12 protein-coding genes are annotated in these 16,887 nt (G+C 64.2%); 8 read left to right on the forward strand and 4 right to left on the reverse strand.

Features of this window, described 5'->3' with window-relative positions:
• The first annotated feature begins 61 nt into the window (after window positions 1-61).
• From metF to DX923_RS05755, 4 genes are all read left to right on the forward strand, one after another.
• Window positions 62-1,366 carry a methylenetetrahydrofolate reductase [NAD(P)H] gene (metF, locus tag DX923_RS05740; RefSeq protein WP_116113331.1) on the forward strand — a complete coding sequence of 435 codons (1,305 nt, stop codon included), beginning with the start codon at window positions 62-64 and terminating at the stop codon, window positions 1,364-1,366.
• Window positions 1,367-1,526: 160 nt separating this feature from the next.
• On the forward strand, window positions 1,527-2,306 hold the full coding sequence (locus DX923_RS05745) for a methyltransferase (RefSeq protein ID WP_116113333.1): 780 nt from the start codon (window positions 1,527-1,529) through the stop codon (window positions 2,304-2,306).
• Between the two features lie 32 nt (window positions 2,307-2,338).
• Window positions 2,339-3,619 (forward strand): DNA polymerase IV, encoded by a 1,281-nt coding sequence (dinB, locus tag DX923_RS05750; protein WP_116113334.1) that lies wholly within the window; start codon window positions 2,339-2,341, stop codon window positions 3,617-3,619.
• 174 nt (window positions 3,620-3,793) lie between these two features.
• Entirely contained in the window at window positions 3,794-4,195 is a 402-nt protein-coding gene (locus tag DX923_RS05755) for a DUF3040 domain-containing protein (protein ID WP_205413108.1), read from the forward strand.
• Between the two features lie 176 nt (window positions 4,196-4,371).
• On the opposite strand, the gene DX923_RS05760 is transcribed toward DX923_RS05755, so the two are convergent.
• Complete coding sequence (locus DX923_RS05760) at window positions 4,372-4,581, reverse strand: DUF7455 domain-containing protein (RefSeq protein WP_006502365.1); 210 nt, start codon at window positions 4,579-4,581, stop codon at window positions 4,372-4,374.
• Window positions 4,582-4,909: 328 nt separating this feature from the next.
• Here DX923_RS05760 and DX923_RS05765 point away from each other — a divergent pair, with 328 nt between their 5' ends.
• The gene (locus DX923_RS05765; RefSeq protein WP_116113338.1) at window positions 4,910-7,021 is read left to right on the forward strand and encodes a DNA gyrase/topoisomerase IV subunit B; all 2,112 of its coding nucleotides are present in this window, start codon (window positions 4,910-4,912) and stop codon (window positions 7,019-7,021) included.
• A gap of 65 nt (window positions 7,022-7,086) precedes the next feature.
• On the opposite strand, the gene DX923_RS05770 is transcribed toward DX923_RS05765, so the two are convergent.
• Window positions 7,087-8,100: a sucrase ferredoxin gene (locus tag DX923_RS05770; RefSeq protein WP_162872805.1), complete on the reverse strand. Its 1,014-nt coding sequence runs from the start codon at window positions 8,098-8,100 to the stop codon at window positions 7,087-7,089.
• A gap of 73 nt (window positions 8,101-8,173) precedes the next feature.
• Window positions 8,174-9,175: a sugar-binding transcriptional regulator gene (locus tag DX923_RS05775; protein ID WP_162872806.1), complete on the reverse strand. Its 1,002-nt coding sequence runs from the start codon at window positions 9,173-9,175 to the stop codon at window positions 8,174-8,176.
• Window positions 9,176-9,357: 182 nt separating this feature from the next.
• Here DX923_RS05775 and DX923_RS05780 point away from each other — a divergent pair, with 182 nt between their 5' ends.
• The 3 genes from DX923_RS05780 to glpK all read left to right on the forward strand — a co-directional run bounded on the left by DX923_RS05780 (window position 9,358) and on the right by glpK (window position 13,718).
• Window positions 9,358-11,094: a glycerol-3-phosphate dehydrogenase/oxidase gene (locus DX923_RS05780; RefSeq protein ID WP_116113342.1), complete on the forward strand. Its 1,737-nt coding sequence runs from the start codon at window positions 9,358-9,360 to the stop codon at window positions 11,092-11,094.
• 188 nt (window positions 11,095-11,282) lie between these two features.
• Window positions 11,283-12,044 (forward strand): MIP/aquaporin family protein, encoded by a 762-nt coding sequence (locus DX923_RS05785; protein WP_162872807.1) that lies wholly within the window; start codon window positions 11,283-11,285, stop codon window positions 12,042-12,044.
• Window positions 12,045-12,197: 153 nt separating this feature from the next.
• Complete coding sequence (gene glpK, locus DX923_RS05790; protein ID WP_116113346.1) at window positions 12,198-13,718, forward strand: glycerol kinase GlpK; 1,521 nt, start codon at window positions 12,198-12,200, stop codon at window positions 13,716-13,718.
• A 129-nt stretch (window positions 13,719-13,847) separates the two neighbouring features.
• On the opposite strand, the gene DX923_RS05795 is transcribed toward glpK, so the two are convergent.
• Window positions 13,848-16,628, reverse strand: a complete 2,781-nt coding sequence (locus DX923_RS05795; RefSeq protein WP_116113347.1) for a DNA gyrase/topoisomerase IV subunit A — start codon at window positions 16,626-16,628, stop codon at window positions 13,848-13,850.
• Window positions 16,629-16,887: the final 259 nt, after the last annotated feature.

The raw sequence follows: 16,887 nt of genomic DNA on the forward strand, positions 1-16,887 counted from the left end.
CGGTCCTCCCGAAAGCTGGTCCTCTGAGCCTACGTTGTTGTTCTCTTCTACGCTGATCTGCATGTCACGCCCGTCGATTCCAGAGCTTCTCTCCGCACCCGAAGCCACGTTCAGTTTCGAGTTCTTCCCTCCGAAGAACGACCCTGCGGAGGACGCCCTGTGGGACGCCATCCGACGGTTGGAGCCGTTGGCGCCGGCTTTCGTCTCGGTGACCTACGGCGCCGGTGGGTCGACCAGGGACCGGACAGTTCGGGTGACTGAACGGATCGCGAAGGAGACCACACTGCGCCCGATGGCGCACCTGACCTGTGTCTCCTCCTCGGTGGACCAGCTCCGGGAGGTCGTCGGTCAATATGCGGCCGGTGGTGTTCGGGATATCCTGGCGTTGCGCGGCGATCCGCCGGGCGTCCCCGGAACTCCCTGGACGCCCCACCCCGAAGGCCTGGACCATGCCGAGGACCTGGTGCGTCTCCTGCGGAGCCTAGGCGATTTCACCGTTGGCGTGGCAGCTTTTCCCGATAAACATCCTGAAGCGGTCGACTTCGAGGCCGATGCCGAGGTCCTGGCTCGTAAGTTCGAGGCCGGCGCTCAATTCGCGGTGACCCAGTTCGCTTTCGATGTCGACTCGTACACCAGGCTCCGGGACCGGCTTGCGGCGCGGGGATGGGACGCTCCTATCGTCCCCGGACTGATGCCGGTGACCTCTTACAAACAGGTCAGCCGAATGGCTGAACTGTCCGGAACAGCGCTGCCTGCTGCCGTGGTAGCGCGATTGGCTCCTCTGGAGGGGCAACCGGAGGCCTTGTGTGCCGAAGGGGTTCAGATCGCCACGGAGCTGGCGGAGAAACTGCTGGCAGAAGGTGCCCCGGGGCTGCACTTCTACACGATGAACCGATCCACGGCGACTTTGCAGGTCTACCGAAATCTCGTGGGCGGCCCGCCGGAGCTGTCGGTTCCCTTGCCGACGCGCTCGGACCGGCTACGAGGCGGCGTCGTCGCCTCGGTGTGGCGGGTCGTCGACGCCATCGGTGCACAGGACTGGCAAGCGGTCAGGGAGTGCCTCTGTGCGCAGGTTGTCGTAGAACTCCCGGTCCAAGGCATCCGGCTTCAAGGGATCGAGGCACTCATGGGAGTGCTTCCCGGTTCTTTCGAGAAGTTGTCCGTCGAACGAGTGGTCTACGACGGTGGGCTCCAGGTAGTTCTCTGGGTCAGCAGGGATGAGCTGGTCGGCAGCCGTACCCATGATGCGGTTTTCATCTGCCTTGATGCCGTGGGGAGAATCGAATCGGTGGTGGATCTGCGCCCAGCGAACGTTGCCTCGACCGAAGAGGTTTCGACGGAAGCTGGTCGTGGAGCCAGGGGTTGAGCGGAGCCTCTCCCCGGAATCGTCCGGCCTTTCCCTGAGGGCATGGGTGGCTCTCCTGCGGGGTACTAAAGTGACACGGAGGAGCACCTGGGAGAGCCGCACCGCGGACGAGCGCATCGCAAGAGGGCATCTCTGGCGATGGGAAAAGAGAGTCGCATCGATGCCTGAAGAATCGCGCCGTGTGCGTCGTGGCAACCTCCATCATTCGCCACGCACCGTCATCTTGTGGGAGCGGGTCACCGCCGCGGTCGACATGCGCGTCGCCGAGGTCGGGCGCCCACTGCGGGTGGTGGATCTCGGCGGAGGGAGCGGGGGGATGGCGGTTCCCCTCGCAGCGCTGGGACACCATGTCACCGTGGTCGACCCCAGTCCGGACGCACTGGCGTCCTTGGAGCGTCGGCTCCGTGATGCGGATATCCCTGATGCCGGGCAGCATCTCGTCGCAGTCCAAGGTGATTCGACGGTGTTGGCCGATCTGGGGCTCGACGGGGTCGATCTGATCACCTGTCACGGGGTCCTGGAGGTCGATGACGATCCGGAACGGACCCTGTCCGATATCGCCGAGGCACTCGCTCCGGGGGGGATACTCAGCCTGCTCGTCGCCCAACGGTTGGCAGTGGTCCTCGCCAGGGCGCTGGCCGGACGGTTCACTCAGGCCAGGTCTGCCTTGCAGAGCGAAGACGGACGTTATGGGGAAGGCGATCCGATGCCGCGACGCTACGACCAGGACCAGCTGTGCGAGTTCGTCATTCGGTCCGGTCTTACGGTCGTGGACCGTCGAGGTCTGCGAGTTTTCACTGATCTGGTGCCTTCTGCCTTCGTCGACAGCGAGGTGGACCGGGAGGCTCTACTCGCCCTGGAACGGGCGATCGCCGAGCACGCAGACCATGAGTTGTTGGGACGTCTGGGCAGCGCTGCTCACCTGCTCGCCCGCCGCTGATCCGGGCGGGTCGTCCGGAGGGGAGCCCTCTCATGAGTCGTCGACATTTCGAGGTGCCACGGCGCACGAGCGACCGCCCCCCGGATGACACCGGTTGTTCGATCCTGCACGTCGACATGGACGCCTTCTACGCCTCGGTCTCCTTGCTGCAGCATCCTGAGCTGGTGGGTAGGCCTGTGGTGATCGGGGGCGGGCCGAGGGGGGTGGTCCTGTCGGCCACCTACGAAGCTCGACTCTTCGGAGTGACCTCGGCCATGCCGCTGAGTCGTGTCCACCGGATCTGCCCTCAAGCTGTGTTGTTGGCCCCCGACCACGCTGCCTATGCCCAGGTCTCGAAGTCCGTCATGGCGGTCTTCGGCGAGATCACCCCTCTGGTCGAGCCGATCAGCATGGACGAGGCCTTCCTCGATGTCTCCGGGGCTCTGCTCAGGTGGGGGTCACCGGTCAGGATCGGGGAAGCTGTCCGGGAACGTGTTCTGCATGATCAGGGCATCACCTGTTCTGTGGGGGTCGCCGCCAACAAATTCGTGGCGAAGCTGGCTTCCTCGTTGGCTAAGCCGGACGGATTGTTGGTCGTCCCGGAGCCCGAGGCCGTCGCTTTCGTGCAGCAACTCCCGGTGGCGGCCTTGTGGGGAGTGGGGGACCGTACCGAGGAGAACCTGATCCGATCGGGGTTCCGCACCGTCGAAGACATTGCTAGGGCGTCCCCGACGGTGCTGCGTGCTCACTTCGGTGCGCTCGGGGAGCGGCTGTACGACTTCGCGTGGGGGCGGGACCCCCGCCCTGTCGTTCCTACGCGGCAGGAGAAGAGCCTCGGTGCGGACGAGACCTTCTCCCAGGACATCGACGACCTTCAAGAACTACGGCGACGTCTGCTCCGGCTCTCCGAGAAAGTAGCGGCGCGTGCTCGCTCCCACGGGGTCCTGGCCCGCACGGTGAGTCTTCGTGGACGGTTCGTCGATTTCAGCTCAGTCAGTCGCTCTCGTACCCTGCCTACGCCTACGGACGCTGGGCAGGAGATCTATGCCGTCGCTGGAGACCTGCTCGACGACCTGTGGCGAACTTCGGGGAAACGGTTCCGCCTTTTGGGCGTTCGTGTGGAGGGTCTGCTGCCGACCCAGAGCACACCTATCCAGGGGACTCTGGGTGAGCCTGAACGAGGATGGCGGGATGCTGATCGGGCTGTCGACCGGGCAAGTGCCAGATTCGGGGAGGGATCCGTTCGCCCAGCTTCTCTCATCGAGCCGCGAGAGCGAGGCCGGTCCGGTAGCCCCGCGCAACGGCCGCTGGCCGCTGAGATCGATGACAGGTGAAACCGCTTCCCCGATCGCTACCGTAACCAGGCAGTCATTGCCTATCCTGGAGTGACCGACACCACGGTGTGGGAGGGGCGGGAATTTTCGACGAGCCTCGTGTGTTGGATCGCAAAGGATCCCCTGAAAAGGTCAGGACGTGCCAAGAGGCACGTTTCGGTGGAGGAGGTCAGCATGCCGCTGTCGGAGCACGAGCAGAAGCTCCTCGACCAGATGGAGCGCGCCCTCTATGCCGAGGACCCGTCGTTTGCGACCCAGATGAAAGGAACGGGCCGGTCTGTCTCCCGGATGCGCCTTGTCTGGGGTGCGATCGCTGCGGTGGTCGGGCTCGGGGTCGTCCTCTTGGGGGTCAACCTGATGAGCATCCCCGTGGGCGTTCTGGGCTTCACGATGATGGTGGCCGGAGTCATCTGGGCAGTGACCCCTCGGCGTGGGGGAGACAAGGGCCTTGCCGGACCTGGGGCAGCAGCGAAGTCGCCGCGGTTCGCTGAGAAGAAGAACGCGAAGAAGCGGCTCGATTTCATGAACCGACTGGACGCGAGGTGGGAACGGCGTCGTCATGAGGGCGGACGCTGAAGCATCTGCGCGGACTTCCAGGCACGGCAGTGAGCCGCTGCTCGGCTGTCCAAGAACGCGAGGTGGTTCCGCCGCTGATGCCCCTACGGCTACTTCGGGTCATGACCCACCGGCAGTTTCCACAGCGGCCTTCGGCCCGGTCGGCGGAGATCCGCCCACCGGCCGAGGTGTGGAGTTCATCCCTGTCGGGACTCCTCATGCAGCCTGCTGGTCTCATCGGAGATCTCGGTCGCGACATCGGCGAGCGCCGGTAGGTGTTGTCGCGCGTGATGCGCGCAGAAAAGCAGCTCACCGCCAGAGGCCATTCGTGCGCGAACATAGGCCTGCGCGCCGCACCGGTCGCAGCGGTCTGCGGCGGTCAGTGTGCTCGCAAGTGCTGTCTCCACATCGACCTTCCTGTCATGTCTCCTGACGATGGACCCCGGGTGGGCCCATGTCGGAACATGCACCTTGTATCGCTCAACAGTCAAACACGCTCCGGTGTTCCCCTGGGAACGTGTCCGTTGTCACGTTCCCAGGCCGTTGCGGTCAGCCATCCTCTCATCGGCTGGTGGTGTCCCGGACGCAGAAGTTCTCCGCAGGCAAGATCGTCGGTGCCTGATTCGGGGACATCGACGGACGAAAGTCGACCGGTGGTGGGATGTTGTCGTCGATCAGCGTTACCCTGAACCGCGATCGCCTACCGGTGTCCACCTGCAGAAAGGAATCGCCTCCGTGGCTGCTAGCACGCCCGAGAGTTACAGCGCCCGTCATCTCCAGGTTCTGGAGGGGCTGGAAGCGGTGCGGAAGCGGCCGGGGATGTACATCGGCTCGACCGACGCCCGCGGCCTGATGCACTGCCTGTGGGAGATCATCGACAACGCTGTCGACGAGGCCTTGGGCGGTCATTGCAGTGCGATCGAGGTCATTCTGCATGCGGACGGATCGGTGGAGGTTCGCGACGACGGGCGCGGGATCCCTGTGGACGTGGAGCCGCGTACCGGCTTGTCCGGGGTCGAGGTGGTCTTCACGAAGCTCCACGCCGGGGGGAAGTTCGGTGGTGGCAGCTATGCCGCCTCTGGAGGTCTGCACGGTGTAGGCGCCTCGGTGGTGAATGCGCTTTCCGAACGTCTTGATGTCCAGGTCGACCGAGGCGGCAAGACGTACGCGATGAGTTTCCACCGAGGTGAGCCCGGTGTGTTCGCTGACGGTGAGGACGGGCCGGAGTTGTCCTCGGCTTTCTCTCCTTTCGTGGAAGGTAGCGAGCTTCAGGTCGTCGGAAGAGCTCGACGTGGAGTGACCGGGAGCAGAGTTCGTTACTGGGCGGACCGTCAGATCTTTCTCACCGAAGCCGCTTTCTCCTACGAGGAACTGGTCTCCCGTGTCCGACAGACCTCTTTCTTGGTGCCGGGGCTGAAACTGACGGTGCGGGATGAACGCGGTCTGGCCGGTACACCTGGTGCAGAGGGCCCGTACGAAGAGGTCTTTCGTCACGACGGCGGGATCAGTGAGTTCTGTGACTTCTTGGCACCGGACACCCCGGTGACCGGAGTATGGCGGCTGCAGGGTGCCGGTCATTTCCAGGAGCGGGTGCCCGTACTGGACGACAAGGGCCACATGACGCCCAAGGACGTCCAGCGTGAATGTCAGGTCGATGTGGCTCTGCGCTGGGGGACAGGCTATGCGACCAGGTCGGAGTCCTTCGTCAACATCATCCACACCCACAAGGGTGGTACGCATGTCACCGGCTTCGAGCAGGCGCTTCTCAAGGTTTTCCGGAAACAGCTGGAGGAGAATGCGCGGCGTCTTCGCATCGGGCAGGACAAGGTCGAGAAGGACGACATTCTCGCTGGGATGACCGCTGTCATCACCGTGAGGCTGGCCGAGCCCCAGTTCGAGGGGCAGACCAAGGAAGTTCTCGGGACGAATGCAGTCCGGGCGATCGTCTCACGAGTGGTGGAGAAAGAGCTCACCGCCGTATTGCGCTCGTCCAAACGTGATGACAAAGCGCAAAGCTCGCAGCTCTTGGAGAAGATCGTCGCGGAGATGAAATCTCGGATCTCCGCGCGTACCCACAAGGAGAACCAACGACGCAAGAATGCGTTGGAGACATCTACGCTGCCTTCGAAGTTGGCTGATTGCCGCAGCTCGGAGGTTCAACGCACTGAACTCTTCATCGTTGAGGGCGATTCAGCGTTGGGCACGGCGAAACTGGCCAGGGACAGCGACTTCCAGGCGTTGATGCCCATCCGGGGGAAGATCCTCAACGTGCAGAAGGCCTCGGTCGGGGACATGTTGAAGAATGCGGAGTGCGCGGCGATCATCCAGGTCGTGGGTGCGGGGATCGGGCGCAGCTTCGACGTGGATGCCGCTCGCTACGGCAAGGTCATCATCATGACCGATGCCGACGTCGACGGGGCTCACATCCGTACTCTGCTGTTGACCCTCTTCTTCCGGTACATGCGTCCTCTGGTTGAGGCAGGAAGGGTCTACGCGGCTGTTCCGCCGCTGCACCGGATCGAGGTCGTCAACCCCGGGGCGAAGAAGAACGAGCTGATCTATACCTACAACGAGGCCCAGATGCGGACCACGATGGCCCGGCTGCGTCGCTCCGGGCGGAAGGTGAAGGAACCCCAACGGTACAAGGGCCTGGGTGAGATGGACGCGCATCAGCTCGCGGAGACGACGATGGATAAGAAACAGCGCACGCTGCGACGGGTGACCCTGGCCGATGCAGAAGCGGCGGAGCGAGTCTTCGATCTGCTCATGGGCAGCGATGTTGCGCCCCGTAAGGATTTCATCGTCGACCGCGCACACAGCCTTGATCGGGAGCGGATCGACGCCTGAGTCGCCGCGATGAGTACGGGGAGGGGCGACGGACGCTCTCCCCGGCTCCGGTCATCGAGTGGACATCACCTCGGCAGGGGCGCCTGCACGGTCAGTTCCACCTGGTAGGAGGTGGAACCGACCTCTTTTCCTCCGCACGAGACGGCAGGACCAGGCCGGGTGACTGCGGTGACGATGGCCAGCCAACGACGCCCGTCGACATGAGTGACCTGGTACCGGCTCTGGCTGGTTCCTTCCGGTGGCGCTTGAGACGGTTCCTCGTGAGGAAGGCCGAGCACCTGTAATGCGGACACTCTTGGTTCGCCTGCGGTAGCCCGGACGGAGGCCTCTGCGGCTTGCGCCGGTCCTGGCAGATGAGCCATCCCTCTCAGATGGGTCTGGCCGAGGACCTCGCTCGGAAGGCGGCCGTACTGGGCGGCGTCGACAACGGAGACGGCCAACGGCGCGGTCAGGCGGGCGAAGGTCGCTCCAGAGGGAAGTACCAGACCCGTCGGTGCGAAGCGGTGACCGCCGGTGTGAGTGCACTCCCAGACCAACTGCGCACGTTGGCCTGCTGCATAGGCTGCGACTTTCCGTCCTCGTACTGCGCAGCACAGGTCACGCTTACCGTTGGTGCAGATCAAGAGCACCGGGGTCCGGCAGTAGTTGAGCTCGGGCAGGGTCTTCCGGGCGGCTTCGGCATCGCCAGCGGCGATAGCGTCCCAGGGAAGCCGGGTCAACACTGCAGGGTCGACGAACAGTCCTTGCAGAAGCCACGGCTCGCCCTCTGGATTTCTACCGGCGAGGTAGACCCGTCGGGGCGTGCCCGAGTTGTCCTTACGGTGGTCGCCTACTGCGCGGATCAGCAGGGCGCGGCCGCCTGCCTCCACGGTGTCCTGTTGAAGGGTCGTGCCGATCTGCGGGTCCAGCCGTGATTCGGTGAAAGCCTTGGCGCCCCAAGGGCCAGGTTGCTCCACCGCCAGCCAGAAGACAGCGGGGGAAGCGGTACCCCACACGGGGGACTCCGCATCGTCCCAGACCTGCGAGCACAGGGAGTCGCGTCCAGGGGCATCAGCACTGATACGGGATGCTTCACTCACCTGGGCTACGGTACGTGGCTTGAGATGAAGACGCGCTCTGTGCTCGAGGCTCGGTGCCTGTGACAGAGATCCCTCATCGAGGGTCAGCAGTCGGCCGTCGACCTCGAGACGGGGCCGGCAACGGTGAACGGAGCCGGTCGAGCAATGCCCGTGCGGTCTGCTCATCGACGACCAGGTCGGTGACTGCTCCAGATCTCAATGCGCCCAAGGTGGCTTGAGCCCGGTGCCGCCCGGCCACGACGCACAGCCGCCGACGCACGCCGGCGAGGACTTCCGGAGTCGGGCCGGACGCGCGGGCGTTCAGCGGGATGTCGGCGTAGCTGCCGTCCTCCCGGATCGCGACAGTGCAGATGTCTCCCACCACGCCTTCCTGGAGAAGCCCGCCCATTTCCTCAGGAGAGAGATATCCGGCCGCATAGACATGGGACATGGTCGGCCCCTGGAAGGCACCGACTCCGAAGACGGCGATATCCAACCGGCTCTGCATGGACAGCACCCGTCGTACCGAGCGTTCCCGCCACAGAGCTGTCCTGGTCTCGACATAGTCGAAAAAGGCTGGGACGGGGAAGTGCAGGACGTGGGCGTCGAACGCCTGCCCGAAACGGGCGAGGATGTCTCCGGTATAGGCAACTCCCGTGGTGGTTGTGCTCGCGGCGCCGTTGAGCTGGACGATCTGGCTTCCTCGAGTAGGGGTGATCGGGAGGTGTGCGGCCACCGAGCTCACCGTGGTGCCCCACGCCACGCCTAAGGACATCTCGTCGTCCATCCAATCGGCCAACAACATCGCGGCCTGCCGGGCTACGGCGTCCAGACGGTTGGCCGGGCGTGCCGAATCCCGGACCGGAACCACGTGCACGGTGACCCCGAAAGCCTCGTACAGCCGTTCCGCCAATGGCGAGGACAAAGAATCGGGAGAAGCCAAAGAGATGCGAACTAGGCCGATCTCCCTGGCCTGGCGCAGCATTCGGGACACCGTCGAGCGAGACACCTTGAGTCGTGCCCCGATGCTCTCCATCGTCTCGTCCTGCAGGTAGTACAGGGCGGCGGCCTCGTAAAGCCGGTCGCTTTCGTGCATGGGCCGATCGTACGACTGCACATTCGTGCATGCACCTTGCCCGTCCGTTCAACGGACGTCAAGGTATGGGGACAAGGCGTCCTCCGAAGAAGCAGCGCACCTGCCTCCGAGCGTCGACGACAACCAGCGGAGCGCGATGACGTACACGAGTGCGACATCGGCACAAGACGGAGGAGGACGTGATGGCCACGGCGTTGACCGGGCAGTCCCGCGCATCAGCGATCGCGAAGATGACCGACGAAGAAGGAGTCGACCTTCTCGTCATCGGTGGGGGCGTGACCGGAGCCGGTATCGCCCTCGACGCCGCCACCAGAGGGCTGCGTACCGCCATCGTCGAGGCCCAGGACTGGGCCGGAGGCACCTCCCAGTGGTCCAGCAAGCTCGTCCACGGAGGACTCCGCTATCTCTACAACCTGGACTTCGCGCTCGTCGCTGAAGCGCTGAAGGAACGAGGCCTCCTCCTTTCACGCACCGCACCGCACCTGGTGAAGGCCCAGCCCTTCCTCTGGCCGCTGAAGATGCCGGTCATCGAACGCAGCTACAGCGCCGTCGGAGTGGGCATGTACGACGTCCTCGCCCAGATCGGCGGCGGGGGACACCGCGGCGTTCCTATGCAGCGGCACTACACCAAACGAGGAGCCAAACAGCTCTTCCCCGGAATCCGTGACGATGCCCTCATCGGGGCTATCCGTTTCTACGACGCACGGGTCGACGACGCCCGGCTGGTCATTGATCTCGTCCGCACCGCAGCTGGATTCGGCGCGCTCGCGGCCAGCCGTACTCAAGTCACCGGTTTCGACAAAGACGCCTCGGGCCGGGTCGTCGGAGCGACCATCCGGGATCTCGAGGATGGCCGTGACCTGCACATCAAGGCGAAATACGTCATCGCGGCCACCGGGGTGTGGACCGAGCAGACACAAGACCTGGTCAAGGATGATGCCGGGCTACGTGTCCTGGCCTCCAAGGGAATTCACATCGTCGTCCCCAAGGACCGGATCAAGGGCGAGACCGGGATCTTCCTGCGCACCGAGAAGTCCGTGCTCTTCATCATCCCGTGGCAGCGCTACTGGGTGATCGGAACCACGGACACCGCCTGGCACGAAGACCTGGCACATCCCGTCGCGACGGCAGAGGACATCGACTACGTCCTCGATCACGCGAATGCCGTACTCGCAGATCCCCTCACCCGGGAAGACATCATCGGTACCTATGCAGGCCTGCGTCCGCTGCTGCAGCCGAAGATCAAGGACGACTCCAAGTCGGCCAAAGTCAGCCGTGAGCACACCGTCACCGAGGTGGCTCCCGGGATGTGCGCCATCGCCGGCGGAAAGCTGACCACCTATCGGGTGATGGCCGAGGACGCCGTCGATTTCGCGCTGACCGGTCTCTACGGCAAAGAAGGTCCTCGGCTACGTCCGTGCGTGACCGACCTGACTCCACTGGTCGGCGCGGCGCGGTACCGCGGAGTGGCTGCCCGGCGGGAGCGGATCGCCAGGGAACGTGGATGGACCCTTGAGCAGGTCGACCACCTTCTCGATCGGTACGGCGACGAGATCGAGACGATCCTGGCGATGATCGACAATGACCCCTCCCTGGGCGAGCGTCTCGCCGGAGCCCCGGCCTACCTGCGCGCCGAGGTCGCTTTCGCGGTCACTCACGAAGGCGCCCTGCACCTGGAGGACATCCTGCTCAAGCGGGTGCGTCTCGATTATGAGATGCGCGACCGTGGGGCTTCCTGTCTGGAGGAGATCGCAGTTATCGTGGCGCCACTACTCGGCTGGGACGAGTCGACGGTGACCGCGGAGATCGACTCCTACCGTGCGCGGGCAGCAGGTGAAGCTGCTGCCGAGGGCGAGCGGAGCGATGCTGCTGCCAGTGCGGCGCGTGCAGAGGTCCGCGATCTCGTCCCGATGGCCTAGGTCGGATCTTCTGCCACCGGGGTTCCTGGCGTTCAGGTTCCTCGTCGGCCGGGAGAGCGTTCGTCGCTGCTTCGTGCGGCGGCGAACGCGCCTATGTGGTCGTTCTTTCCCAGATCGAGGGAAAGAACAACTGCGAAAGCTGTATATAGCTGTCGTACAAGGACGTTCGCACAGAAATGAGTGATTCGATGAACGCGATCATCGCGGCTGCACCCGCGGAGCCGGTTCCCCTGTCCACGGTCTTCTTCTCCGAGGTCCTGGGGACCGCGATCCTGCTGCTCCTCGGCGTCGGTGTTGTCGCCAATGCCCTGTTGGCGGAGTCCAAGGGCAAGGGCGGCGGGAATCTGATGATCAACTGGGGCTGGGGCCTCGCAGTCTTCGCCGGTGTCTACGTGGGGTACCGGTCTGGCGCTCACCTGAACCCGGCCGTCACCCTGGGACTGCTGGTCAGTGCCGACGAAGCCTATGCGCCGGGTGTCCCGATCACCACGGTGTCGACCATGGTCTACCTCGCTGCCGAGTTCATCGGTGCTTTCATCGGTGCCGTCATCGCCTGGTTGGTGTACAAGGACCACTTCGCTGCGGAGAGTGACGCAGGCCTGAAACTCGCCTGCTTCTCCACCGGCCCGGCCATTCGCAACACCGTCTCGAACCTGATCACCGAAGCGGTTGCCACCTTCGTCCTGGTCTACGTCATTCTGAAGTTCGGAGCCACACCGACCCAGGTCGGACCGCTCGCTGTGGCGCTGCTCGTCGTCGGTATCGGCGCGAGCCTCGGCGGGCCTACCGGGTACGCCATCAACCCCGCCCGTGACCTCGGACCGCGTATCGCCCACGCTCTTCTCCCGATCAAGGGCAAGGGCGCCAGTGACTGGGCTTACTCATGGATTCCGGTCGTCGGGCCGATCCTCGGAGCCGTCGCCGCAGGTCTGCTCTCCCGGGTCTTCTGATCCATCGGTGTGCCTTACCCCGAAGACACACCGCACGACGTACCAGCCACATCTGTCATCCCTGGCGGACGTCCCGCTCCTGGCTCTCAAATCTGTAGAGCCTTTGCCCAGCTCGCTGCCCCAGCAGCCACAATGATGTGAAAGGCACAGCTCATGTCCGACAAGAAGTACGTCCTCGCAATCGACCAGGGAACCACGAGCTCCCGAGCGATCCTGTTCGATCACGCTGGTGAGATCGTCAGCGTCGGCCAGCTCGAACACGAGCAGATCTTTCCGAGAGCAGGATGGGTCGAACACGACCCCGCCGAGATCTGGAACAACGTGCGTGAGGCGGTCGGTCAGGCACTCACCCGGGCAGAGGTCAACCGACACCAGATCGCCGCGGTCGGCATCACCAATCAGCGAGAGACCGCCGTGGTCTGGGACAAGAACACCGGCGAACCGATCTACAATGCCATCGTCTGGCAGGACACCCGGACCCAGAAGATCTGCGATTCCCTGGCCGGAGACGCAGGCGCCGACAAGTACAAGGACATCTGTGGTCTACCGTTGGCGACCTATTTCTCCGGACCCAAGGTGAAGTGGATCCTCGACAACGTCGAAGGGGCCAGGGAGAAGGCAGAGAACGGCGACCTGCTCTTCGGGAACACCGATACCTGGGTCATCTGGAACCTCACCGGTGGCACTGACGGTGGTGTTCACGTCACCGATGTCACCAATGCCTCCCGCACGATGTTGATGGACGTGCGCAAGCTCACCTGGGACGAGCAGATTTGCGTCGATATGACGATTCCCATGTCGATGCTTCCGCAGATCAAATCCTCCTCGGAGATCTACGGCTACGGGCGCAAACAGGGTCTGCTCATCGACACCCCTATCGCTGGTGACCTCGGCGACCAGCAGGCTGCTACCTTCGGTCAGGCCTGCTTCACCAAAGGCATGGCCAAGAACACCTACGGCACCGGCTGTTTCATGCTGATCAATACCGGCGAAGAAGCCGTCACCAGCAAGAACGGCCTGCTCACCACGGTCTGTTACAAGATCGGGGAGAACAAGCCCGTCTACGCGCTGGAAGGTTCCATCGCGGTCACCGGCTCTCTGGTGCAGTGGCTGCGCGACAACCTGGGCATCATCTCCTCCGCGCCGCAGATCGAAGAGTTGGCGGCCACGGTGGAGGACAATGGCGGTGCCTACTTCGTGCCTGCCTTCTCCGGGCTGTTCGCGCCCTACTGGCGTAGCGATGCCCGCGGTGCCCTCGTCGGCATGACCCGCTATGTCAACAAGGGGCACATCGCTCGTGCCGCGTTGGAATCCACCGCGTACCAGACCCGTGAGGTACTGGACGCCATGAACGCCGACTCCGGCGTCGACCTGACCGAGCTCAAGGTCGACGGCGGCATGACCGCCAATGACACCCTGATGCAGTTCCAGGCAGACATTCTCGGTGTCCCGGTAGTTCGGCCCAAGGTCGCCGAGACCACAGCGTTGGGTGCCGCCTATGCCGCAGGCATCGCCGTGGGCTTCTGGACCGGTGAGGAAGATGTCGTCGCCAACTGGGCCGAGGACAAGCGCTGGGAACCGCAGATGGAAGACGCTCAGCGGGAGAAGCTGCTGCGGCAGTGGAAGAAGGCCGTCACCAAGACCCTCGACTGGGTCGACGAGGACGTCGAATGACCTGACCGGCTGTTGATCGGCCGTGGGGGCCCTTCCTGCGGCCGATCGGCATCCATGAGGCTGTGCTGACCCTCACCACCGCGGGGGTCAGCATGGCCTCATGGATTTTCAGGTGCTGTTCGACGGCGATCAGTCCCGTCCGACCTGGACGATATCGCTGAGGTCGTCCGGATCATCACCGTCCCGGACCACCTGTGGGCGTGGACGAGGGGCGGGGTCCTCGACCTCGAAGAGCGAGCCGCCAGCAGCCAGCCCGGAAACAGAAGCCGGTTTTCTCGAGGTCGACGAAGAAGAGTCTTTCTGCTGCGTCGTCCGGCCCTGGGCAGCCTTGACCCGGCGGGCGTCCTCGGCACGCAAAGTCGCCCGTACCGTGTCCAGTCCGACATCGGCCTGGGACGTCTCGGACACCGACGCTGTCGATTCCACCGCCTCGGCAGGCCTACCTCTGTCGCCAGGCGACCCGCTGCCTGTGGCAGGAGCAATCGCGGCGATGGCCGCCGGAGCGGGCTGGCCTGAACCATCCCGTTTCCCGGTGGCTTCGGGAAGGACGACAGCAGTACCGTCCGAGGTCGAAGCCCGGGCTGGGGCGAGGCCGGCCCAACCGAAGAACAACTGGCTTTCGCCGCGGAGGAAACGTTGGCAACGGACACCACCGGTCGCGCGACCCTTACCGGGGAACTCGGTGAACGGAGCCACCTTCAGCGAACCTGGTTCGATGCCGGGCAGAGCGTCCTCAGCGCCGGCGATCGTCACCACGACTGCCCCTGAACGGGCTGGGTCGACCGAACCGAACCAGATCACTTCGTCGTCAGAGCCCAGCTTGATCCCGGCCATCCCACCGGCAGGCCGTCCTTGCGGACGCACAGAAGCCGCCGGGAAGTGGAGAAGCTGAGCACGACGGGTCACGAAAACCAGGTGATCTTCCTCCTCGGACAGTTCGACCGCGCCCACCACCCGGTCGCCCTTCTTCAACGAGATGTACTCCCAGTCGGTGCGACCCGACGGATAGTCACAGGTGACTCGTTTGACCACACCCTGCGCGGTACCGACGGCCAGACCTGGTGAGTCCTCAACCAGAGACACCAGACACAGGGGCAGCTCGTCCTTGGGCAGGTCCAGGAAGACCGCCAAGGGGGCGCCACCGGCTAGATGAGGTGACCCGTGGGTCGGCGGCAAAGTGGGAAGCTCCAGGACGGACAACCGCAGGATGCGCCCGGCAGAAGTGGCCACCCCGATCTCACCGCGTGCTGTGGTCCGGACCCGCGAGATGATCGCATCGTGCTTGGCCCGTTCGCCTTCATCGCTGAGATCCTCGGCCCCCGTCGTCCGTGCCAGGAGATGGGTGGAACTCATCAGGACCCAGCAGGGATCGTCGGCGATCTCCAGGGGCGCCGCAGCGGTCACCGGGGAACCGGAGCCCTCGAGCAGCACAGTGCGGCGGGCAGTGCCATGTTCCTTGGCGACCGCAGCGAGCTCGTCGGAGACGATTCGCAACAGTACGGCATGGTCGGACAGCACGGCTCGCAGTTCGTCGATAGCGGCTCGCAGCTCTTCGTCCTCCTTCTCCAACTCGATCTTGGAGAACTTGGTCAGCCTGCGCAGTTGCAGTTCCAGGATGTAGTCGGCCTGGACCGTCGACAGCGAGAAGGTGGATATGAGCCCTTCACGCGCTGACGCCGTGTCGTCAGCTGCTCGCACGATACGGATGACTTCGTCGATGTTCACGATCGCCAACAAGAGCCCCTCGACCAGATGGAGGCGCTCTTCCTGACGAGCCAGTCGATAGGCGGTACGGCGACGGACGACATCGGTGCGGAAGTTCACATAGACCTGGAGGAGCTCGCGCAACCCCAAGGTGCGCGGTTGGCCATCGACCAGGGCCACATTGTTGATCCCGAAGCTGTCCTCCATCGGGGTGAGCCGGTAGAGCTGCTCGAGGACCGCCTCCGGGTTGAAACCGTTCTTGATCTCGATGACCAGCCGAAGACCGTGCTTACGGTCGGTCAGATCCTTCAGGTCGGAGATACCCTGCAGTTTCTTCGCCTGGACGAGATCCTTGATCTTCTCCATCACCTTCTCCACACCTACGAGGTACGGCAGCTCGGTGACGACGATCCCCTTCTTGCGGGGAGTCACATTTTCGATCCGAGTGGTCGCCCGGGTCTTGAACGTGCCCCGGCCGGTCTCGTAGGCATCTCTGATGCCGTTGAGCCCGACGATCCGTCCGCCACCGGGAAGGTCGGGCCCGGGAACGAAGCGCATCAGGTCCTCGAGGGTGGCCTCGGGGTGGTCGATCAGATGACGGCAGGCTCCGACGACCTCGCTCAGATTGTGCGGTGGCATATTGGTGGCCATGCCTACCGCGATTCCCGAGGCGCCGTTGACCAACAGATTGGGGTAGGCGGCAGGGAGGACCTCGGGCTGCTGCAAGGTCTCGTCGTAGTTGGGGACGAGGTCCACGGTGTCCTCGTCGAGACTCATGGTCAACAAGGACGCGGAGGAGGCCGGGCGTGCCTCTGTGTACCGAGAGGCGGCAGGGCCGTCATCGAGTGATCCGAAGTTTCCGTGCCCGTCGATCAGGGGGAGTCGGAGGGAGAACGGCTGGGCCATCCGGACCAGGGCGTCGTAGATCGCCGAGTCGCCGTGCGGGTGGTAGCGCCCCATGACCTCACCGACGATGCGTGCCGATTTCACGTGCGGGCGGGCTGGTCGTAGCCCCATCTCGCTCATCCCGAAGAGGATCCGACGTTGCACCGGCTTGAGGCCGTCACGGGCATCGGGGAGTGCCCGGCTGTAGATCACCGAGTAGGCGTACTCCAGGAAAGCCCCTTGCATCTCCTCCTCGACGTCGATATCGACGATCTTCTCGACGATGTCGTCATCCGTGGAGGTCGAGGTCCGTCGGGCCATGCGCGCTGTGTCTCCTCGCTGGGGCTGCGATGCGGTCAAGGATGAACGGCCCGGCGACCGAGGTGGTGCTGTGCGGTCGTCGGTTGCACGTCATCGTGGTGGTGACCGGACCGGGGCGGAGCGGTCGCCAGTGTCCTATCTTCGCTCATCCTGAACGATGTCGTGACACGGCGGCTCGCTGTCGGTGTCCAGCGGTGGTGTCTGTCTGCCGGACCTGCTCAGGGCAGCATGTAGTCAAGGAGGCCGTTTCGAATGTGCG

Source organism: Austwickia chelonae, from assembly GCF_003391095.1.
GTDB classification, from domain to species: domain Bacteria; phylum Actinomycetota; class Actinomycetes; order Actinomycetales; family Dermatophilaceae; genus Austwickia; species Austwickia chelonae_A.